Origin of the sequence: Paraburkholderia kururiensis JCM 10599 = LMG 19447 (genome assembly GCF_003986935.1) — a bacterium.
GTDB classification, from domain to species: domain Bacteria; phylum Pseudomonadota; class Gammaproteobacteria; order Burkholderiales; family Burkholderiaceae; genus Paraburkholderia; species Paraburkholderia kururiensis.
The window spans coordinates 1-16,962 of record NZ_RJZE01000022.1 but is presented as its reverse complement, the minus strand read 5'-3'; the positions used below and the strand labels follow the sequence as shown (position 1 = coordinate 16,962).

16 protein-coding genes are annotated in these 16,962 nt (G+C 64.3%); 11 read left to right on the top strand and 5 right to left on the bottom strand.

What is annotated here, in order from left to right; genetic code table 11:
- The first annotated feature begins 15 nt into the window (after positions 1-15).
- The 3 genes from PKKP23_RS24365 to PKKP23_RS24355 all read left to right on the top strand — a co-directional run bounded on the left by PKKP23_RS24365 (position 16) and on the right by PKKP23_RS24355 (position 3,569).
- Positions 16-819 (top strand): FadR/GntR family transcriptional regulator, encoded by an 804-nt coding sequence (locus PKKP23_RS24365; RefSeq protein WP_126878767.1) that lies wholly within the window; start codon positions 16-18, stop codon positions 817-819.
- A gap of 145 nt (positions 820-964) precedes the next feature.
- A complete protein-coding gene (gene argG, locus PKKP23_RS24360; RefSeq protein ID WP_017775474.1) occupies positions 965-2,299 on the top strand; it encodes an argininosuccinate synthase in 1,335 nt (444 codons plus the stop codon).
- 97 nt (positions 2,300-2,396) lie between these two features.
- Entirely contained in the window at positions 2,397-3,569 is a 1,173-nt protein-coding gene (locus PKKP23_RS24355) for a hypothetical protein (protein ID WP_126878766.1), read from the top strand.
- A 112-nt stretch (positions 3,570-3,681) separates the two neighbouring features.
- On the opposite strand, the gene PKKP23_RS24350 is transcribed toward PKKP23_RS24355, so the two are convergent.
- Positions 3,682-4,341: a transglycosylase SLT domain-containing protein gene (locus PKKP23_RS24350; protein WP_168724596.1), complete on the bottom strand. Its 660-nt coding sequence runs from the start codon at positions 4,339-4,341 to the stop codon at positions 3,682-3,684.
- A gap of 296 nt (positions 4,342-4,637) precedes the next feature.
- Here PKKP23_RS24350 and PKKP23_RS24345 point away from each other — a divergent pair, with 296 nt between their 5' ends.
- Positions 4,638-5,495 (top strand): class I SAM-dependent methyltransferase, encoded by an 858-nt coding sequence (locus tag PKKP23_RS24345; protein WP_126878765.1) that lies wholly within the window; start codon positions 4,638-4,640, stop codon positions 5,493-5,495.
- 144 nt (positions 5,496-5,639) lie between these two features.
- Here the strand turns inward: PKKP23_RS24345 and PKKP23_RS24340 are convergent, their stop codons facing one another.
- Positions 5,640-6,908: an MFS transporter gene (locus tag PKKP23_RS24340; protein WP_017775478.1), complete on the bottom strand. Its 1,269-nt coding sequence runs from the start codon at positions 6,906-6,908 to the stop codon at positions 5,640-5,642.
- A 198-nt stretch (positions 6,909-7,106) separates the two neighbouring features.
- Between PKKP23_RS24340 and PKKP23_RS24335 the strand changes: the two genes are divergently transcribed.
- From PKKP23_RS24335 to PKKP23_RS24325, 3 genes are all read left to right on the top strand, one after another.
- The gene (locus tag PKKP23_RS24335; protein ID WP_126878831.1) at positions 7,107-7,829 is read left to right on the top strand and encodes a GntR family transcriptional regulator; all 723 of its coding nucleotides are present in this window, start codon (positions 7,107-7,109) and stop codon (positions 7,827-7,829) included.
- A gap of 106 nt (positions 7,830-7,935) precedes the next feature.
- Positions 7,936-9,270 (top strand): MFS transporter, encoded by a 1,335-nt coding sequence (locus PKKP23_RS24330; RefSeq protein WP_126878764.1) that lies wholly within the window; start codon positions 7,936-7,938, stop codon positions 9,268-9,270.
- A 57-nt stretch (positions 9,271-9,327) separates the two neighbouring features.
- The gene (locus PKKP23_RS24325; RefSeq protein WP_126878763.1) at positions 9,328-10,218 is read left to right on the top strand and encodes an amidohydrolase family protein; all 891 of its coding nucleotides are present in this window, start codon (positions 9,328-9,330) and stop codon (positions 10,216-10,218) included.
- A 72-nt stretch (positions 10,219-10,290) separates the two neighbouring features.
- Here the strand turns inward: PKKP23_RS24325 and PKKP23_RS24320 are convergent, their stop codons facing one another.
- Both PKKP23_RS24320 and PKKP23_RS24315 read right to left on the bottom strand, forming a co-directional pair.
- Positions 10,291-10,584 (bottom strand): DUF1330 domain-containing protein, encoded by a 294-nt coding sequence (locus PKKP23_RS24320; protein ID WP_126878762.1) that lies wholly within the window; start codon positions 10,582-10,584, stop codon positions 10,291-10,293.
- Between the two features lie 113 nt (positions 10,585-10,697).
- A complete protein-coding gene (locus tag PKKP23_RS24315) occupies positions 10,698-11,192 on the bottom strand; it encodes a RidA family protein (RefSeq protein WP_168724595.1) in 495 nt (164 codons plus the stop codon).
- Positions 11,193-11,567: 375 nt separating this feature from the next.
- Here PKKP23_RS24315 and PKKP23_RS24310 point away from each other — a divergent pair, with 375 nt between their 5' ends.
- Together PKKP23_RS24310 and PKKP23_RS24305 are read left to right on the top strand one after the other, a co-directional pair.
- Positions 11,568-13,898: a putative bifunctional diguanylate cyclase/phosphodiesterase gene (locus PKKP23_RS24310; protein WP_126878760.1), complete on the top strand. Its 2,331-nt coding sequence runs from the start codon at positions 11,568-11,570 to the stop codon at positions 13,896-13,898.
- Between the two features lie 156 nt (positions 13,899-14,054).
- The gene (locus PKKP23_RS24305) at positions 14,055-14,396 is read left to right on the top strand and encodes a hypothetical protein (RefSeq protein WP_017775485.1); all 342 of its coding nucleotides are present in this window, start codon (positions 14,055-14,057) and stop codon (positions 14,394-14,396) included.
- A 68-nt stretch (positions 14,397-14,464) separates the two neighbouring features.
- On the opposite strand, the gene PKKP23_RS24300 is transcribed toward PKKP23_RS24305, so the two are convergent.
- On the bottom strand, positions 14,465-15,604 hold the full coding sequence (locus PKKP23_RS24300) for a PTS sugar transporter subunit IIA (protein WP_240659126.1): 1,140 nt from the start codon (positions 15,602-15,604) through the stop codon (positions 14,465-14,467).
- 173 nt (positions 15,605-15,777) lie between these two features.
- On the opposite strand from PKKP23_RS24300, the gene PKKP23_RS24295 reads away from it, so the two are divergent.
- Both PKKP23_RS24295 and map read left to right on the top strand, forming a co-directional pair.
- Positions 15,778-15,990, top strand: a complete 213-nt coding sequence (locus tag PKKP23_RS24295; protein WP_126878759.1) for a ParD-like family protein — start codon at positions 15,778-15,780, stop codon at positions 15,988-15,990.
- Positions 15,987-16,754, top strand: a complete 768-nt coding sequence (gene map / locus PKKP23_RS24290; RefSeq protein WP_126878758.1) for a type I methionyl aminopeptidase — start codon at positions 15,987-15,989, stop codon at positions 16,752-16,754. Before PKKP23_RS24295 ends, map begins: the two co-directional genes overlap by 4 nt.
- The last annotated feature ends 208 nt before the right edge of the window (positions 16,755-16,962 follow it).

Sequence of the window (16,962 nt, the reverse complement as noted above, 5' to 3'; positions counted from 1 at the left end):
GACGAGGACCGGACGATGGCGGAAACAGGGCATGCACGCGGCCGCGTGGAAGCGGTGATGCGAACCATGGAAACGGCGCTGCTGAACGGCAGTTGGCCGGCGGGCGCACGGCTGCCGGGCGAGCGGGACCTCGCGGCGCAGTACGGCGTGTCGCGCAACACGGTGCGCGAAGCGATCCAGCGGCTTGCCGCGCGCGGGCTGCTACAGAGCCGGCACGGCACCGGCGTGTTCGTGACCGAACAGTTGCGCACGGGCGTTGCGTCGCCGTGGGGGCAGCTGATTGGCGATCATCCCGCGCTGCGCGACGACATTCTCGAGTTTCGCCGTGTGCTGGAAGGCGCAACCGCGTATTTCGCGGCGCTGCGCGCGGGCCCGGAGGATATTGCGCGCATCCGCGCGGAACTGGCCGCACTCGAACGCAGCCGCGCCACGGACGACAAGGCGGCCGAGGCGAGCGCCGACACGCGGCTGCACGAGGCCATCGCGCTCGCGTCGCACAACGCGATGTTCCTGCATCTGCACACGAGCGTGCTGAGCGTACTGCGCGAGCACATCACGATTCACGGCACGGGCTTGCGCGAGCAGGGCGACGAATCGTCTGCGATGCTGCTGCAGCAGCATCGCACGCTCTGCGACGCGATCTGCGCGGGCCGGCCCGAGGAGGCGCGCACCGCGATGCAGGGGCACATCGACTTCGTGCGCGGCCGGCTGGCCGACGAAGTTGCACGGGCCAAAAGTGGTCGGACCTCGCCCGATTTGGCCGCACAGCGCAGCGTTGCGCCCTCCGGTATTCGGGTAAACACAGGGGGTACGCCGTGATGATCGGGACGTCCTAAGCGTCTCTCAGGCGCCATTTGCGCCCCGCAATTTCCTTTCGATAACCTGTCGAACCTTGCCCGGAACCGCCACACAGCGGATACTTGCACATTTCCCCTCTTCCAGACTCCATTCAGCGGTTATCCGTATGACCACAATTCTCGAAAGTCTCCCGGCCGGGCTGAAGGTCGGCATCGCGTTCTCCGGCGGCCTCGACACCAGCGCGGCACTGCACTGGATGCGGCTCAAGGGCGCCGTGCCGTTCGCGTACACCGCGAACCTGGGCCAGCCCGACGAGGACGACTACGACTCGATCCCGAAGCGCGCCATCCAGTACGGCGCAGAAGGCGCCCGGCTGATCGACTGCCGCGCCCAGCTCGTCGCCGAGGGCATCGCAGCGCTGCAATGTGGGGCATTCCATATCTCGACCGCGGGCGTTACCTACTTCAACACCACGCCGATCGGCCGTGCCGTCACGGGCACCATGCTGGTCGCGGCGATGAAGGAAGACGGCGTCAACATCTGGGGCGACGGCAGCACGTACAAGGGCAACGACATCGAGCGCTTCTACCGCTACGGCCTGCTCGTGAACCCGGACCTGAAAATCTACAAGCCGTGGCTCGACCAGCAGTTCATCGACGAGCTGGGCGGCCGCGCCGAGATGTCGGAGTTCATGCGCCGCGCGGGCTTCGAGTACAAGATGTCGGCGGAAAAGGCCTATTCGACGGATTCGAACCTGCTCGGCGCCACGCACGAAGCGAAGGACCTGGAGAGCCTGGAAAGCGGCATCAAGATCGTGAACCCGATCATGGGCGTGCCGTTCTGGCGCGACGACGTGCAGATCGCGAAGGAAGAGATCACGGTGCGCTTCGAGGAAGGCCAGCCGGTGGCGCTCAACGGCGTGACGTACACCGACGCGGTGGAACTGCTGCTCGAAGCCAACCGCATTGGCGGCCGTCACGGTCTGGGCATGAGCGACCAGATCGAAAACCGCATCATCGAAGCGAAGAGCCGCGGCATCTACGAAGCCCCCGGCCTCGCGCTGCTCTACATCGCGTACGAGCGCCTCGTCACCGGCATCCATAACGAAGACACCATCGAGCAGTACCGCGACCACGGGCGCCGTCTGGGCCGGTTGCTGTATCAGGGCCGCTGGTTCGATCCGCAGGCCATCATGCTGCGCGAAACGGCGCAACGCTGGGTGGCGCGCGCCATCACGGGCGAGGTCACCATCGAACTGCGCCGCGGCAACGACTACTCGATCCTCAGCACGCGTTCGCCGAACCTCACGTACCAACCCGAACGCCTTTCGATGGAAAAGGTGGCTTCCACGTTCTCGCCGCGCGACCGCATTGGCCAGCTGACGATGCGCAACCTCGATATCAAGGACACGCGCGACAAGCTGCGCATCTATTCGCAGGTCGGGCTGCTCGCTGCGGGCGAAGCATCGGCGCTGCCGCAGATCAAGGACGACACGAAGTAATCTGCTGTGCCCGGATGTGTGCGGGCACAGGAAGAGAAGGGGCGCTGAGGCGCCCCTTTTTTGTTGGCGTGAGGCGCGCCGATATTGGCGTATAGCGATGCGTTTCACGCTGTCGGCCCAGCGATCGAACCGCCGAAGCCGGCTTCGGATGCCCGGCCATGTCTTCGCGATCCCCCTCCGCGCGGCGGGCATGCTGCTACGCTGGGATTCACTTTCATTCGCGCAGGAGAACCCCATGGCCGAGCGCATTCGGAGCGACTTGTCGCGGTACGGTCCGTTCGTTCCTGATCCTGCCGCGCTGGACGAATCGCCAGAGGCGCGCGCTACGCCGACGGCGCGGTCCGTTCCGGCGTTAGCGGCGACCCTTGTCGGGCTTACGCAGATCGGGTCACGAACGCCTTCCGACGCCGTCTCGCTTGCAGCGGCCGCAGCCGTGGCGGGCGCCGCCGGAGCGGCGCCGCTTCAGGCGGCGACCTGGAACGGCGCGCAGTTTCGCATCAAGTCCGCCGAACCGGTTGTGGGAGCCTTGTTGCAGCAAGACTCCCTGCCGGTGAGCGCAAAGCCGCTGTTTGAGGTCCGCGCCGCAGAACGCCCCGCGTTCGACGTGCTGCGCAGCCAGGCGGACGCCATTCGTGCTGCGTTGCGCAAGGTGCTGCGCGAGCGTGACCTTGCGGCCAACACGACGCTTTTGCCGTTTGTCTTCAAGCATGCCGATGGCCGCTACCGCATAGGGATTGCGGGCAACAGCAAAGCAGCGCTTGATCTGCTGAACGACGCAAAGGTGAAGCCGCTGGTGGCGGGCCACGTCGTGGTGCCGATGCAAAAGGGCGCTGACGCGCCGGCCTACCCGCGCTCGCGCAACGACAAGCTGGACGAGACCACGGCGCACCATGCCGAACAGCAGGCGCTGCGCTGGGCGGACAACCGCGCGGACGTGCAGGGCATCGCGTATTTCGCGCCCACGGCGCACGTGTGCGAGGGGTGCCTGCAAAGCATCTACGAGCGCGCGCCATACGACCGGACCGCCCAGGCCTTCACGTTCGATCCCGATGAAGCGATCGCGCGCGAGGCCCGCGCACCGGAGTTTTTCAAGAAGGAGATATTGCCGGCGTGGCTCATTCCGGGCGGCAAGGACCGGGCGGTGAAGGCGTTGCAGCGAGCAGTCGATGGTACGAAACCGACGCTGAAAAGCGTCGCGGCGCATTTTGGCATTTCGCCTCGCACGCTCGCCAAATGGAGCAAGGAGCGTCAGCGCGACGGGAAATCGTAGCGGCGCGGTCTGGGTGCGTTCTGTTGTGTTGTAGCGGCGGCTTTCCGCCCGGAAGGCGAATCGCGACGAACCCGCGGATGTTCCCGGCGAGCGCGCGCCGGATGGACTGGGGTTACTGCGTCCCGTCGGCGCTGCTTGCGGCGGGGGCCACGTCGAAGTCCTTCGCGCGCAGGCTCACCTTTTTCGCGTAGGCCGACGAGCCGCCGTAGCTCTTCAGTGCGGTGCCCACATCGCCGCGCGCGGACTGTAGATACCCATGCAGGATGGCCGAGCCGGCTTCGATGTTGTCCGACGCCTCGTTGAGGTCCATGTTTTTGACGAGTTGCCTGTGTGCTGCGGGCACCACCTGCATGAGGCCCGTTGCGCCGTGCGCGCCGCGGGCCGTTTCCTTGAAGCGCGATTCGATCGAGATGATGGCGAGCACGAGTGCCGGCGGCAGCGAATACTTCTCGGCCGACGTCATCACCGCCGCCGAGATGCGCTGAGCCTTTTCGCGTGCAAGGCCGAACTTCGCCATCAGCATGGCGGAAATCTTGTGCATCTGGGTCGCCACGGGTCCCGCGATGGGCTCTGCCACGGGGCTGGCGTCCGATGCCGCGGTGCTCGTGGCCGATGCCAGCGGCATGCTGGCCGCGGCATCGCGGCTGTCCGCAATCGTGGCCGACGCCGTTGCTGTATCACTGGTGAGGGCATGCGCGCGCACGGGCTCTTCGGCGCCGGCGTGCAGGCAGATCCCTAACATGAACAGCAGTGCGTAAGAGGGTCGGCTCATCGGCTGAAGTGAAGTGGGGTGGACCGGCATTATAGCGGCGGCAATATCCTGCATGCTCAAGCCTCGAGGGCGCGGTTCGCACGCCGAACCGCTGCGGGGCAAGCGTTGTACTGAAGGACGAAGGAAACAGAGAAACACCTGCACCACGGTTCAGGTGGATTGCCGGCGGTACCCGTGCGCAGCCGTGACACGTCAGGCGAATGCCTGCCCGAATGCACGGAGGTGCCGGTCGCTACACTACCGCGCAACATTGCGCCCGCGAGGGCAGGAGACGCATTTGCTGGAGGAGAACCATCATGCATGACAGGCAGACCGAGGCGCCCGACAGCACGGCCGTGCGGGTGGCATTATGGCGCGCCATGCACGTCCAGGTCGACGCGCCGCCGCACGTGATCGAAGACGAAGTCGGACTGCAGCTGGCTGATCCGGACGGGAACTGGCGCGAACGTCCTGACATGCATCCGCAGGGCACGCAGGGCTATCGGGCATCCATCGTGGGCCGGGCTCGCTTCGTCGAAGATCTCGTCGCCGAACAGGCCGGCCGGGGCGTAACGCAGTACGTCCTACTCGGCGCGGGGCTGGACACCTTCGCGCAACGCAGGCCCGAGATTGCCGCGCGCATGACCGTGTTCGAAGTCGATCAACCGGGCGCTCAGACATGGAAGCGGCAGCGTCTGGAAGAACTCGGCTTCGGCGTGCCCGCCTGGTTGCGGCTCGTGCCCGTGGATTTCGAGGCCGGCGCATCGTGGTGGGAGCGCATTGTCGCGGCGGGGTTCGACGCGGGGCGGCCCGCAATCGTGTCGTCGACGGGCGTGTCGATGTATCTGACGCGCGACGCCGTTGCCGCGATGCTGCGCCAGATCGCCGGGCTCGCGCCGGGTTCGACCTTCGCCATGACGTTCCTTCTGCCCCTCGATCTCATCGACCCTGCCGAGCGCGCCCAGCATGAAATGGTGTATGAGCGGGCGCGTGCGGCCGGCACGCCGTTCCTGAGCTTTTTCCGTCCAGCGGAAATACTGGAACTGGCACGTGCAACGGGTTTCAACGAGGCGCGCTACGTGTCCACAGAAGACATCGTTGCGCGCTATTTCAGCGGTCGAAGCGACGGGCTCCGGCCATCGAGCGGCGAGGCGTTCCTCGTGGCGACGACGTAGCGGGGCTCGCTCGCGCACAGGCATCCTGCTTCACGCAGATGCACTGGCGTGCCGGCGCGGCAAGCCAGTGCACGTGATCCCACGGGCACGCTGCAGCAGCGGTTGCGTGTTTACGGATGGCGGCCCGGCGCTACCCGTTCGCGTTCATTGCCCTGCCGAGATGCCCACCTGCTCGCGCCGTCCGCTGGAAGCACTGGCCACCAGCATGCCCGCGCCGAGAAGCGCGAGACACACCACCGGAACGAGCATCGGCGCACCAGCGTTGCCTGCCACCTTGCCCACATAGGGCATCAGGTTCTGGGCAAAGAAGCCGCCAAGATTGCCGATGGAGTTGATCGCGGCGATGCTTGCCGCAGCACGCGCGCCGCTAAAAAAGCGTGGCGGCAACGACCAGAAGCATGGGTAGAGCAATGGAATGCATGCGCCGCCCAGCACGAGTGCAGCGAATCGCAGCGGCAGGCCGGGCAACACGAGGCTCAGAGCGAAGCCGATGACGCCGATGCCGGCCACGATCGCCATCGCCTTGAGGACCACGCCTTCGCGCTTGAGCCTCGCGGGCAGCCACAGCAGCAGAAGTGCACCTAGTGCCCACGGAATCATGTTCAGCAGGCCGTTCGTGGATGAAGCGATTCCACCGCTCTTGAGCAGCGTGGGCAGCCAGTACGTCACGCCATAGAGCGAAGTCGACATCAGCATGTAGGCGCCCGCGAACATCAGCACGCGCCAGTCGATGAACGCGCGCCACGGATGCCCGGATACCGTGCCGGCGGGCGCTTCGCGCTTGAGTGCGGCGAGCACGATCTGCTTCTCGTCCGCGGAAAGAAAGCGTGCGCGTTCGACGGATTCGGGCAGGAACCGCAGTGCGACCAGTGCGACGATGACGGCAGGCGCGCCCGTCGCCATAAACACCCACTGCCAGCCGGCGAAGCCGAATTGACCATCGAGCGACAGCAGCAGCCCGCCTGCAAGCGACCCCAGCATGTTCGCGAGCGCGCTGCCCAGCGTGAAGAAGCCCAGCATGCGGGTGCGCTGGCTCTGCGGGAACCACAGCGTCAGATAGAAGATCACGCCCGGATAGAAACCGGCCTCGGCCACGCCGAGCGCAAACCGGAATACGTAGAAGAGTGTCGTGGAATGCGTGAAAGCCATCGCCACCGTGATCACGCCCCACGTGGCCATGATGCGCGCGAGCCAGAGGCGGGCGCCAAAGCGGTGAAGCGCCAGGGTGCTGGGCACCTCGAACAGCAGATAGCCGATGAAGAACAGCGAGGCGCCAAGGCCATACGCCGTCTCCGTCATGCCGAGTGCGTGCACCATCTGCAGCTTCGCGAAGCCGACGTTCTGCCGGTCGATAAAGGCGATCAGGAACATGACCACGAGCAGCGGCATCAGCCGGCGCGCAATCTTTTTCATGACAGCCTGCTCGGATAAGGGGGGATGGTTCACAACAGGTCTCCGGAATTGGAATTCATATATATGATTGGTTGAATTGGAACGCAGGCCAATGGGTATAAACCCGTCCTCGCTCGGCAAGGCATGATGCACGGGTTAGTCCCTATCCGTCGAACATCCAATTCATGCAAACATATATATGAATTAAGGAGAATCATGATGCATGCGGACGACCGGCTCCCTCGCTACCAGCAAGTGCGCGATGAACTCGTGGCACTCATCGCGGCTCACCACTGGCGACCGGGCGAGGCCATTCCCACCGAACAGGCACTGGCGAAGCAATACGACGTAGCCGTCGGCACCGTGCGCAAGGCCGTGGATCTGCTCGTGGCCGAAGGTCTGCTCGAGCGTTTCCAGGGGCGAGGAACCTTCGTGCGTCGCGCCAGTTTCGACAGCTCACTGTTCCGGTTCTTCCGCTTCCAGACGCGGCAGGGCGAACGGCGCGTTCCCGAGAGCCGCATCCTGCGACGCGAGGTTGTTGAAGCACCGTCTGCCGTGGCCACCACCTTGCAGATTCCGAACGGCAGCAAGGCGATCCAGATGTCCCGGCTGCGGTTGATCGACGGGGTGCCGATGCTGACCGAAGAAATCTGGCTGCCTTTTGACCGCTTTGCCGCCTTCATGCAGCTCGAACTGGAGCAGATCGGCGATCTGCTTTATCCAGTGTATGAAGCGCAGTGCAATCAGATCATCGCGTCGGCCACGGAAACGCTCACGGTGGAGGCCATCGGGCCACTGCATGCGCGACTGTTGCGCATCGAACCCGGCACGCCCGCCGTGGTGATCGAGCGTCTCGCATATGGATACGATCGGCAGCCGCTGGAATGGCGGCGTTCCCGCGGGCCGGCAAGCGAGTTCATCTATCAGGCCGAGATTCGCTAGCACGTGCAAAGCGTTTCAATGCACGCGAATGCACTGCACTGAAATACAGCCGCACCACAACGATTAAACGATTCCCGTAGCGGAATTCAGGACACAGGAGACAGCCATGTCCGGTTGGTTCAGGGAAATATCCGCCAACGAGCGGCGCACGTTCTGGGCATGCTTCGGCGGTTGGGCGCTGGACGCACTCGACGTGCAGATGTTCAGCCTCGTGATTCCGGCGATCATCGCCCAGTGGTCGATCAGCCGCACGGAGGCCGGTCTTGTGAGCGGCGCGACGCTCGTCGCGTCGGCGCTGGGCGGATGGATTGCGGGCATGCTCTCGGACCGAGTGGGCCGCGTGAAGACGTTGCAGTGGACCGTGGCCTGCTTTGCCGTCTTCACGTTTCTTTGTGCGTTCGCGCAGAACTATCCGCAGTTCCTCGTGCTGAAGACGCTGCAAGGTTTCGGTTTCGGCGGCGAGTGGGCCGCGGGTGCCGTGCTCATGGCGGAAACGATTCGCGCCGAGCATCGCGGCAAGGCGATGGGCAGCGTGCAAAGCGCGTGGGCAGTCGGCTGGGGTGCCGCGGTGCTGCTCTATGCCTTGATGTTTTCCGTCATGCCGGCGGCCACCGCATGGCGCGCCATGTTCGCCCTCGGCATTCTGCCGGCGCTGCTTATCGTCTATGTGAGGCGTGGTGTGCAGGAACCCGATGCAACTGCATTGAAGTGCACCGGCCAGAACACGCGTAGTGCAGATGCATCGGCGGATGAACCGGCACTCGATGCAGTGTTTGGCATCTTCTCGCCGCAGGTGCTTCGCATGACACTGATCGGCGCACTGCTCGGCGTCGGCGCGCATGGCGGCTACTACGCGCTGATGACCTGGCTGCCCACGTATCTGAAAACCGAACGTCATCTCTCGGTGCTGGGCACGGGCGCGTATCTGGCAGTGGTCATCGTTGCGTTCTTCGCGGGGTGTCTTGTGTGTGCGCAACTGCTCGATCGCATCGGACGGCGCACGACGATTCTGGCCTTTGCGATCTGCTGCGTCGTTACGGTGGTCGTCTATCTGTTCATGCCGCTCAGCAACGCGGCCATGCTCGTGCTCGGTTTTCCGTTGGGCTTCTTCGCGGCCGGCATTCCGGCGAGCATGGGCGCGCTGTTCAACGAGTTGTATCCGCATGGCATTCGCGGAACGGGCGTGGGCTTCTGCTATAACTTCGGCCGCGTCGTGTCGGCGGGCTTTCCCGTGCTGGTGGGCCATATGTCAGCGAACATGTCGCTCGGTACAGCCATCGGCATCGATGCCGCGCTCGCTTATTCGATCGTCGTCCTGTCGGTGCTGATGCTGCCTGAGACACGCGGTCGCACGCTCGGTGGCCTGCCCGCGGGCTCATCGGACGAAGCCGCGCGCGAAGCGGAAGGGGCACATCGGTTTTCGCAGGCGCATCGTCACTGAGCGCGCCTCGCCGTAGCAACGCCTGCCGAGCGGAGAATGTGTAGTGGAGGAACCTCAATGATCGTAACGTCCGGTGCGGCTTCGGTTCGCCGTGATGCGGAGCGGCCCGCACGCGAGCCGTTTGCCGTGACCGCCATCGACGCGCACGCGCACGTGTTCGAACGCGGCCTGCCGCTCGCCGCGCAACGCCGGTATGTGCCCGACTACGACGCGCCGCTCCCGGCGTATTTCGCGCAGCTCGACGGCTGCGGCGTATCACACGGCGTGCTCGTGCAACCCAGTTTTCTCGGAACGGATTGCAGCTATCTGCTGGCCGCGCTGCGCCGTGAACCCCGGCGGCTGCGCGGCGTTGCCGTGATCGAGCCCGACTGCGGCTTCGGCACGCTCGCAGCGATGGCCGAAGCAGGGGTGGTCGGCATTCGACTGAACCTGATCGGCTTGCCGGACGCGCCACTCTCAAGTCACATTGCGCCGGGCACACTCGCGCACATTCGCGAACTGGGCTGGCATGTCGAGGTGCACGCGGAGGCCGCGCGCATCGAGGGGATCGTTGCGCCGCTATTGGAGCGCGGCGTGGAGGTGGTGGTCGATCATTTTGGTCGACCGGAACCTGAACTCGGCGTGAGAGACCCGGGGTTGCGTCGATTGCTCGAAATAACGCGAAGCGGGCGGGTGTGGGTCAAAGTGTCCGCGGCGTATCGCAACAGCGTGGGCGACTCGGGCGAAGCGTTCGCGCGTGAGGCGTTGTCTCTCTTGAAGGAAGCCGCAACGGTGGAGCGGCTCATGTGGGGCAGCGACTGGCCACATACGCAGTTCGAAGCATCCGCGAACTTTGCGTCGACCTTCGGTATCGCGCAGCGGCTCTTCAGCGAGGAAGCCGAGCGCCGTGCGGTGCTGTGCACCACAGCGGCACACTTCTACGGCTTTTGCGAAGCAACCGTGCGCTGACCTGTCGATACGAATCGAAGTGCGAGGGCGGCAGCCGCTTTCATTCACACCCTCGCACGCATGGCGGCCCGCTTATCCCTTCACGCCTTCCACGAGCACCGCGCGATAGCGCGAACCCTTGAAACGATGCTGGGCAACCTGCTGGTAGGCCGGGCTGTCGTACCACGCGCGCGCTGCCTGCGTATCGGGGAATTCGACGACCACCACGCCTTCGGGCGCATCGCCTTCAAGCACCTGCTGCGGTCCGTATGCCGCGAGCACCTTGATCGGATGGCCCTTGAACGTCTCGCCTACCTTCTTCATGTAATTGTCGAGTTCGCCCTGATCCTGCGTGCTTTCGCGCGTGAACACGATGTACGTCGCCATGGCCTGCCTCCTTTCTCCGTTTGGGGTCTGGCGATGATGCCACGAAACCGCGAGCGCTGTTGAAGGCGGCGCAGCCCACGCAAGAGGCCCTGCAGCGCAGCGGCGTATCGCGTTCAGCGTGGCTTGCCGGCGTCTTCGAGCACCGCCACAAGATCCAGCTCCACCGTCGCGTTCTTCGGCAACTGGTAGACGCCCACCGAGGTTCGTGTATGCCGCCCCGCGTCGCCCAGCACACCGTGCAGCACGTCAGACGCACCGTCGGCCACTTCGCTTTGCAGCGTGAAGTCCGCTGCGCATTGCACGTAGACGGTGATCCGCAGGATGCGGCGTATGCAATCGAGCGACCCGGCTTCGCGCGCCAGCAGTGCCAGCGCGCGCATCACGCAAACCTGCGCGGCGCGTTGCGCATGGGCAAGCGAGACGTCAGCGCCTGCGCGTCCCGTTACGACCACCGCGTTGTCTACACGCGGAATCTGTCCTGAAACATAGACCTCGCTGTCGTTGCGCATGACAGGCACGTAGTGCCCGCCTACCTTGATTTCGCCGTCGAAGCGATAACCGAGCGTGGCAGCGATGTCGTCGAATCGGGTTTGTCGTGAAGAGGTCATGTCGCAGGCATGCGGCTGAATGGAAGAGCGTGCAGCGTAGCATTCCGGATGCATGGCTGCCATCGCGGCCGTCGGTACGATCAGCGTGCGATGCGGCATCAAGCGTCAATAGCGGCAGGCGCCATCGCTCTCGAAAGCCGTATAGTCCGACAAATCGACGCGGTCGCAGCGTGCACCGCGTCTGGGCATCTCCTGACGCGAATCCGCACACGAACGCTCACGCCCGTCAGCCGGAGTGCCTATACTTCACACGCTTTGCGCGCATTCTGGTCGAACCATCGCCGTGACGCGGACACCATCCGTGTAAGCCCGACTCAACCATGCCGGGATCCTGCCGTTAACGGACAGGGGAGCAATCCAATCATGAAGCGTCCAATGAGCGCAGATAAGGACACGGGTTCAGGGGCCAGCAAGGCTCGCTACGGTTCGGCTCTTGCCGAAGAAGTGCTCGCCTCCGAGCAGACGGTGCTACGCCTCATCACGCGCAACACGCCTTTGCCGGCGTTGCTCGAGGAGGTGTGCCGCCGCGCCGAGGCGCTGCTCGGCCACGAGGCGCGATGCTCGATCCTCCTGCTCGACGCCGAAGGGCGCCACATGCTGGTGGGCGCAGCGCCGTCGTTGCCGAAGGACTACAGCAACGCGATAGAGGGGCTCGAGATCGGCCCTGACGTCGGGTCGTGCGGCACGGCAATGTTCGAGCGGCGCATGGTGATCGTCGAGGACATCGCGACCGATCCGCTATGGGCGCCGTTCAAGGCGCTGGCTTTGCCGCATGGCTTGCGCGCGTGCTGGTCCGTGCCTTTCGAAGACGAGTCGGGCAAGGTGTTGGGCGCATTCGGCGTCTATTACCGCACGCCGCGCGGGCCTACTGCGCAGGAAGAAGCGATTCTGCGCGACATCAGCAGCAGCGTGGGCCTTGCCGTCCATCAGGACGCCATCGCGCGGCGGCTCGCACAGAGCGAGGAATACCACCGGCTCGTCGTCAATCATCTCAACGAAGGCATCGTGGTGCAGACGCCCGCCGGTGAGGTCATTGCGTGCAATCCCAGCGCGCATCGCATGCTGCATGCGAGCGGCAATCTCGTGGGACGGCAGATCGGCAGCGTCATTCTGCGCGCGTGCCGCGAAGACGGAACCGTCATCGAGGAAGCGGACCAGCCGACGCGCTGGGTGCTCGCGAGCGGCAAGCCTCTCGTGGGCCTTACGCTTTCGCTCGATCTCGTGGACGGCGACACGGTGTGGATTACCGAAAACGTCGTGCCCATCATCAAGCCGGGCGAGAGCGAGCCGAGCGCGGTGTTGATCTCGTTCAACGACATCGGCCCGGTTCGCGCGGCCCAGCAGCAGCTTCGATATCTCGCCACACGCGACTCGCTCACGGGGCTCTACAACCGCGCGTATCTCGCAGACCGCATGCGCGAGATGCTCGACCCCGCGGGCACGCCGGATGCGCTGGACGCACTGGCGAGAGCGGCCCGGCCCGAGCATGCCGCGGTGCTTTTCATCGACCTGGACGGCTTCAAGAAAGTCAACGACACCGCCGGCCACGATGCGGGCGACGCGTTGCTCTGCAGCGTCGCGCAGCGGCTGGCGGGCTGCGTGCGCGCGGAGAACACGCTTGCGCGCGTGGGCGGAGACGAGTTCGTGATGCTCGTCGCCGATCATGGCGGCCCGGACGCGCTCGCGCGGCTCGCACGCCGCGTGGTGGACACCGTGGCCGTACCGTTCGCGGTGGCGGGCAACGAGTACTACCTGGGCGCGTCCATCGGTATCAGCCTCTTTCCCGAGCACGGCCGCGATGCGACCACGCTGATGCGCAACGCCGACGCCGCGATGTATCACGCGAAACAGCACGGTCGTAATCAATTCCAGTTCTTCACGGAGCAGTTGAACCGGCATCTGCAACGCCGCTTCACGATCGAGCGTGCACTGCGGCGTGCAATGGCAGCGGGCGACCTGAGCCTCGTCTACCAGCCCATCGTCGACGGACGATGCAGCCGCACGGCCGGCGCCGAGGCGCTGCTGCGGCTCAATGACCCGGAACTCGGCCCCGTGACGCCCGCCGAGTTCATCCCCGTAGCAGAAGACACCGGGCTCATCGTGCCGATGGGCCGCTGGGTGATCGAACAGGCCTGCGCGCAGGCCGCGGAATGGCGCCGCACGCTCGCGCCGGACCTTGTGGTCGCCGTGAATCTCTCGCCGCGTCAGCTCAACGACGACCTCGTCGAACACGTCGCGCAGACGTTGGCGCGCACGGGCCTCGCGCCAGCCGCGCTCGAACTCGAAATTACCGAAGGCCTGCTGATGCGCGACAGCGAGACCGTGCTGCCCATGCTGAAGGCGCTCACGGACATGGGCGTGCACATCAGCGTGGACGACTTCGGCACGGGCTACTCGTCGCTCTCGTATCTGAAGCGCTTTCCGCTGCACAACCTCAAGATCGATCGTTCGTTCGTGAATGGCTTGCCCGATCATCGCGACTCGGTGGCGATTACGAGCGCCGTGGTGGCGATGGCGCATTCGCTCGGTATGACAGTGACGGCCGAAGGCGTGGAAACGCGCGAACAGGCGCTATTTCTTCGGTCTATCGGCTGCGACAAGCAGCAGGGCTACTTCTTCAGCCGGCCCATGCCCGCATGCACCTACGCGGAGCGGCTGATGGCGCCGCCTGTCGGGCTGGGCGTGCTCAACGAAATGAGCGCCTGACTGTGGCGGTTGAGGTTGCGCAGGCACACTGACGCTGTGCCCGATTGCCGCGTTGGCCGACCCTTTTCGGCCAGATGCGGTATTTTTGTGTTTTGTTTACTCCACGAAGACTATGCTCTAGCCATCTCCACTGGCAGGGCAACCTCGCAGAACACAATGGCTCCGATTCAACCGGCCCGGGCGTTCGAGAGCGGCGCAGACCGCAATGAACCCCGCGCCCCGCGCAACAACGTCATCCCGTTTCCTTCTTCCCGCGTCCTGCTGCCCATTACGCTCGATTGCGCGAATGCCGCATCGACGCGCGAGCGACTCACGGCGCTGCTCCATTCCGCGCTGGGCGTGTACGTCGCACATACGCAAGCCGTGCATGACGGCACGCGTGTCGGGGTGCGCGTGCACCTTGACATCTCGCCCGACGATCTCGACTTTGCCATTCATACGTTGATTGCCACGGTGCCCGAGGCGACCATCGGGCATGTGAGACGGCGCACGGCGTAAGCGCTGCGCGTGTGACGCGGCGGGTGACAGGCCGGACGTTTGTTCGTGAAGCGCGACGGGCTGCGCGTTCAGGCGTCGGTAGAGTCGTTGCCGCTAGTGTTGCCGCTGCGGTTTTGCGGGAGCGGGACGATGACCTGCGAGCCGGCGATCGATGCGCTCCGTTGAGCCGATGCGTCAACGCCGCTGCCTTCGTTCGCTTCGCCTGGTGGCGATGCCGATGTGGCGTTTGTCCCGGACTTTCGTTCATACGCGCTTTGTTCATACGCGCCGCCGAACAACCGGCATACCGCAGTCGCGTCGTCACATGCGTGCAGTTGATCCCGAAAGCGCTGATCGCAAAAGCGCTGCGCGACGTCTGCGAGCAGATGCAGGTGCGTGCTTGTCGCCCATTCGGGCACGAGCAGCATCACGACGTCGCGCACGGGCTTCGCGTCGGGTGCATCGAACGCGATAGGCGTGGCGAGCCGAGCGTAGAGCGCCACGGCTTCGCGCAATCCTTTGACCTGCCCGTGCGGCACGGCCACCCCCTGACCCAGACCCGTCGACCCCATTGTTTCGCGCGCGGCGAGCGCCGACGTGACCGTATCGGCGGGCAGGCCCGCTTTATGTTCGGCGAGTTCGCCGAGCCGTGCGAACAGCGTTTCGCGATCCGCGATTTCCAGATCGAGCAGCACACGTGCGGGCGAAAGCAGCCGCGCCAGCGTCGCGCCGGCCTGTGCGGCCTCTTGGCTGGCTGAGTCTGCGGGCGATTCGGCGCGCGCACGCGCGTCGCCGTGGATGAGGTCCTGCCAGGCGCCAGTGGGCGCGGCCGGAATTTCGAGCAACCGACCGATTTCGGCCGTGGGCGCCAGATGTGCCACGCGCAGCATCGCGCCGCTCACCGCGGACTTCGGCAGGTACAGCGAAAGACGCACGCGGCCGGCGGCGTGCAGGGAGGTGAGGCGCAGCGTCCAGGGCTGGTCGCAGCAGTCGCGGATCAGCGCCTTGCGCAACGGCGTGGCGTGCTGCGGGTCCACGGTGACGTGCATCATCACGTAGCGGCTCGTGGATGGGGGGCGACGGGTGTCGGGGGTGACAGGCGGTTTGGATGCGATCGGGTTGCCGTGGCGGGCCGTGCCGGCGATGTCGGTTCGCGGTTTGCGGATTTTCAGGAGAGCCATTTTCAGGAGAGCCCCAAGGGCGCGCAGGGCGGACAGCGGGTGCGTCATGGGGGACTCGTGGTGCTGGGGGGGAGGTTTGAAGACTATACGGGAGGTGGGGGCGTTATCGACCCGGAGCGGTCCTCGTCAGGATAGTTGCGGGCGTCTCCTGCCGGAAAGCGCTTGCACTCCCGTCCGATTTGAATATACGATTAGTATATGTTTCGTATATGGAGGGGCGGGTGGGCATTGTCAATATCGACGACGATTTGCACGATCAGATACGAAAGGCAAGTGCAGTGTCGTGCAGGTCAATTAACGCGCAAGCTGCTTTCTGGATCAAGGTCGGCATGTTGTGCGAAATGAATCCGACGATGGGTTTCAATGAGATCGTCGCACAGGAAATGCGAGCCGCTGGCGTTGTAGCACCAGCCATCAAGGCGGCTTCGATATGACCAAGAGACCGGAAGAAATCGCATTACTGGCGGAGTCGGGCAAGTTGCTGGCGAATGTGTTCGGCTATCTGGATCAATTGAGCTTGATCGGCATGTCCACGATGCAGGTGAACGATCTGGTCGATAGCTTCATCGTCAATGAACTCGACGCACGCCCAGCAAGCAAAGGACAGTACGGGTATGCCTACGCGCTCAATTCTTCCCGCAACAACGTGGTCTGCCATGGCGTTCCGTCCACGGCAGATATCTTGCAAAGCGGGGACATCGTTAATTTCGACATCACGTTAGAGAAAAATGGCTATATCGCTGATTCCAGCAAAACGTACCTTGTTGGTGACGTGTCGCCGCGGGTTAAACAGCTCGTGCAAGTGACTTACGAAGCGATGTGGAAGGGGATCAGCGCCGTTCGTCCAGGCGCGAGGCTTGGCGATGTGGGTTATGCCATTGAGCGGCACGCTCGCAGAAACGGCTATTCGGTCGTAAGAGAATATTGCGGGCATGGCATTGGGCGGGAAATGCACGAGGATCCACAGGTGCTGCACTGGGGAAAACCGAAAACGGGTTTGATGTTGCGGGAAGGCATGGTATTCACCATCGAACCGATGATTAACCAGGGGCGTTCCGCCGTTTGGACTGAAGACGATGGCTGGACGGTCGTTACACGCGATGGGCAACTGTCCGCGCAGTTCGAGCACACCGTAGCCGTGACCCGAAACGGCGTACGTGTCTTAACGCTGCGTCCCGAGGAAACGATGCTCAATTGACGGCTCGGCAACCACGCGTTGGCGCATACGGGCGCGAGGTCGTCATTCGTGGCGGCTCCGCGCATCGCTTCGGTCCCAGGGGGAGGTATCCGGAATTCCGTGTGTGAGACGGGTAAAAACTCAGATTCCGATGTTGAATCGTTCGGGGTAAAGCAGCGCGAATTGCGTCATTGCACTTTTCCAATCGTGCCGAGAGCCGGTCCACTTG

Bases quoted from the DNA above. Each gene is read 5' to 3' on its own strand.
- PKKP23_RS24365 (WP_126878767.1), top strand. From the start codon at position 16: ATGGCGGAAACAGGGCATGCACGCGGCCGCGTGGAAGCGGTGATGCGA.
- argG (WP_017775474.1), top strand. From the start codon at position 965: ATGACCACAATTCTCGAAAGTCTCCCGGCCGGGCTGAAGGTCGGCATC.
- PKKP23_RS24355 (WP_126878766.1), top strand. From the start codon at position 2,397: ATGCGTTTCACGCTGTCGGCCCAGCGATCGAACCGCCGAAGCCGGCTT.
- PKKP23_RS24350 (WP_168724596.1), bottom strand. From the start codon at position 4,341: ATGAGCCGACCCTCTTACGCACTGCTGTTCATGTTAGGGATCTGCCTG.
- PKKP23_RS24345 (WP_126878765.1), top strand. From the start codon at position 4,638: ATGCATGACAGGCAGACCGAGGCGCCCGACAGCACGGCCGTGCGGGTG.
- PKKP23_RS24340 (WP_017775478.1), bottom strand. From the start codon at position 6,908: ATGAAAAAGATTGCGCGCCGGCTGATGCCGCTGCTCGTGGTCATGTTC.
- PKKP23_RS24335 (WP_126878831.1), top strand. From the start codon at position 7,107: ATGCATGCGGACGACCGGCTCCCTCGCTACCAGCAAGTGCGCGATGAA.
- PKKP23_RS24330 (WP_126878764.1), top strand. From the start codon at position 7,936: ATGTCCGGTTGGTTCAGGGAAATATCCGCCAACGAGCGGCGCACGTTC.
- PKKP23_RS24325 (WP_126878763.1), top strand. From the start codon at position 9,328: ATGATCGTAACGTCCGGTGCGGCTTCGGTTCGCCGTGATGCGGAGCGG.
- PKKP23_RS24320 (WP_126878762.1), bottom strand. From the start codon at position 10,584: ATGGCGACGTACATCGTGTTCACGCGCGAAAGCACGCAGGATCAGGGC.
- PKKP23_RS24315 (WP_168724595.1), bottom strand. From the start codon at position 11,192: ATGACCTCTTCACGACAAACCCGATTCGACGACATCGCTGCCACGCTC.
- PKKP23_RS24310 (WP_126878760.1), top strand. From the start codon at position 11,568: ATGAGCGCAGATAAGGACACGGGTTCAGGGGCCAGCAAGGCTCGCTAC.
- PKKP23_RS24305 (WP_017775485.1), top strand. From the start codon at position 14,055: ATGGCTCCGATTCAACCGGCCCGGGCGTTCGAGAGCGGCGCAGACCGC.
- PKKP23_RS24300 (WP_240659126.1), bottom strand. From the start codon at position 15,604: ATGACGCACCCGCTGTCCGCCCTGCGCGCCCTTGGGGCTCTCCTGAAA.
- map (WP_126878758.1), top strand. From the start codon at position 15,987: ATGACCAAGAGACCGGAAGAAATCGCATTACTGGCGGAGTCGGGCAAG.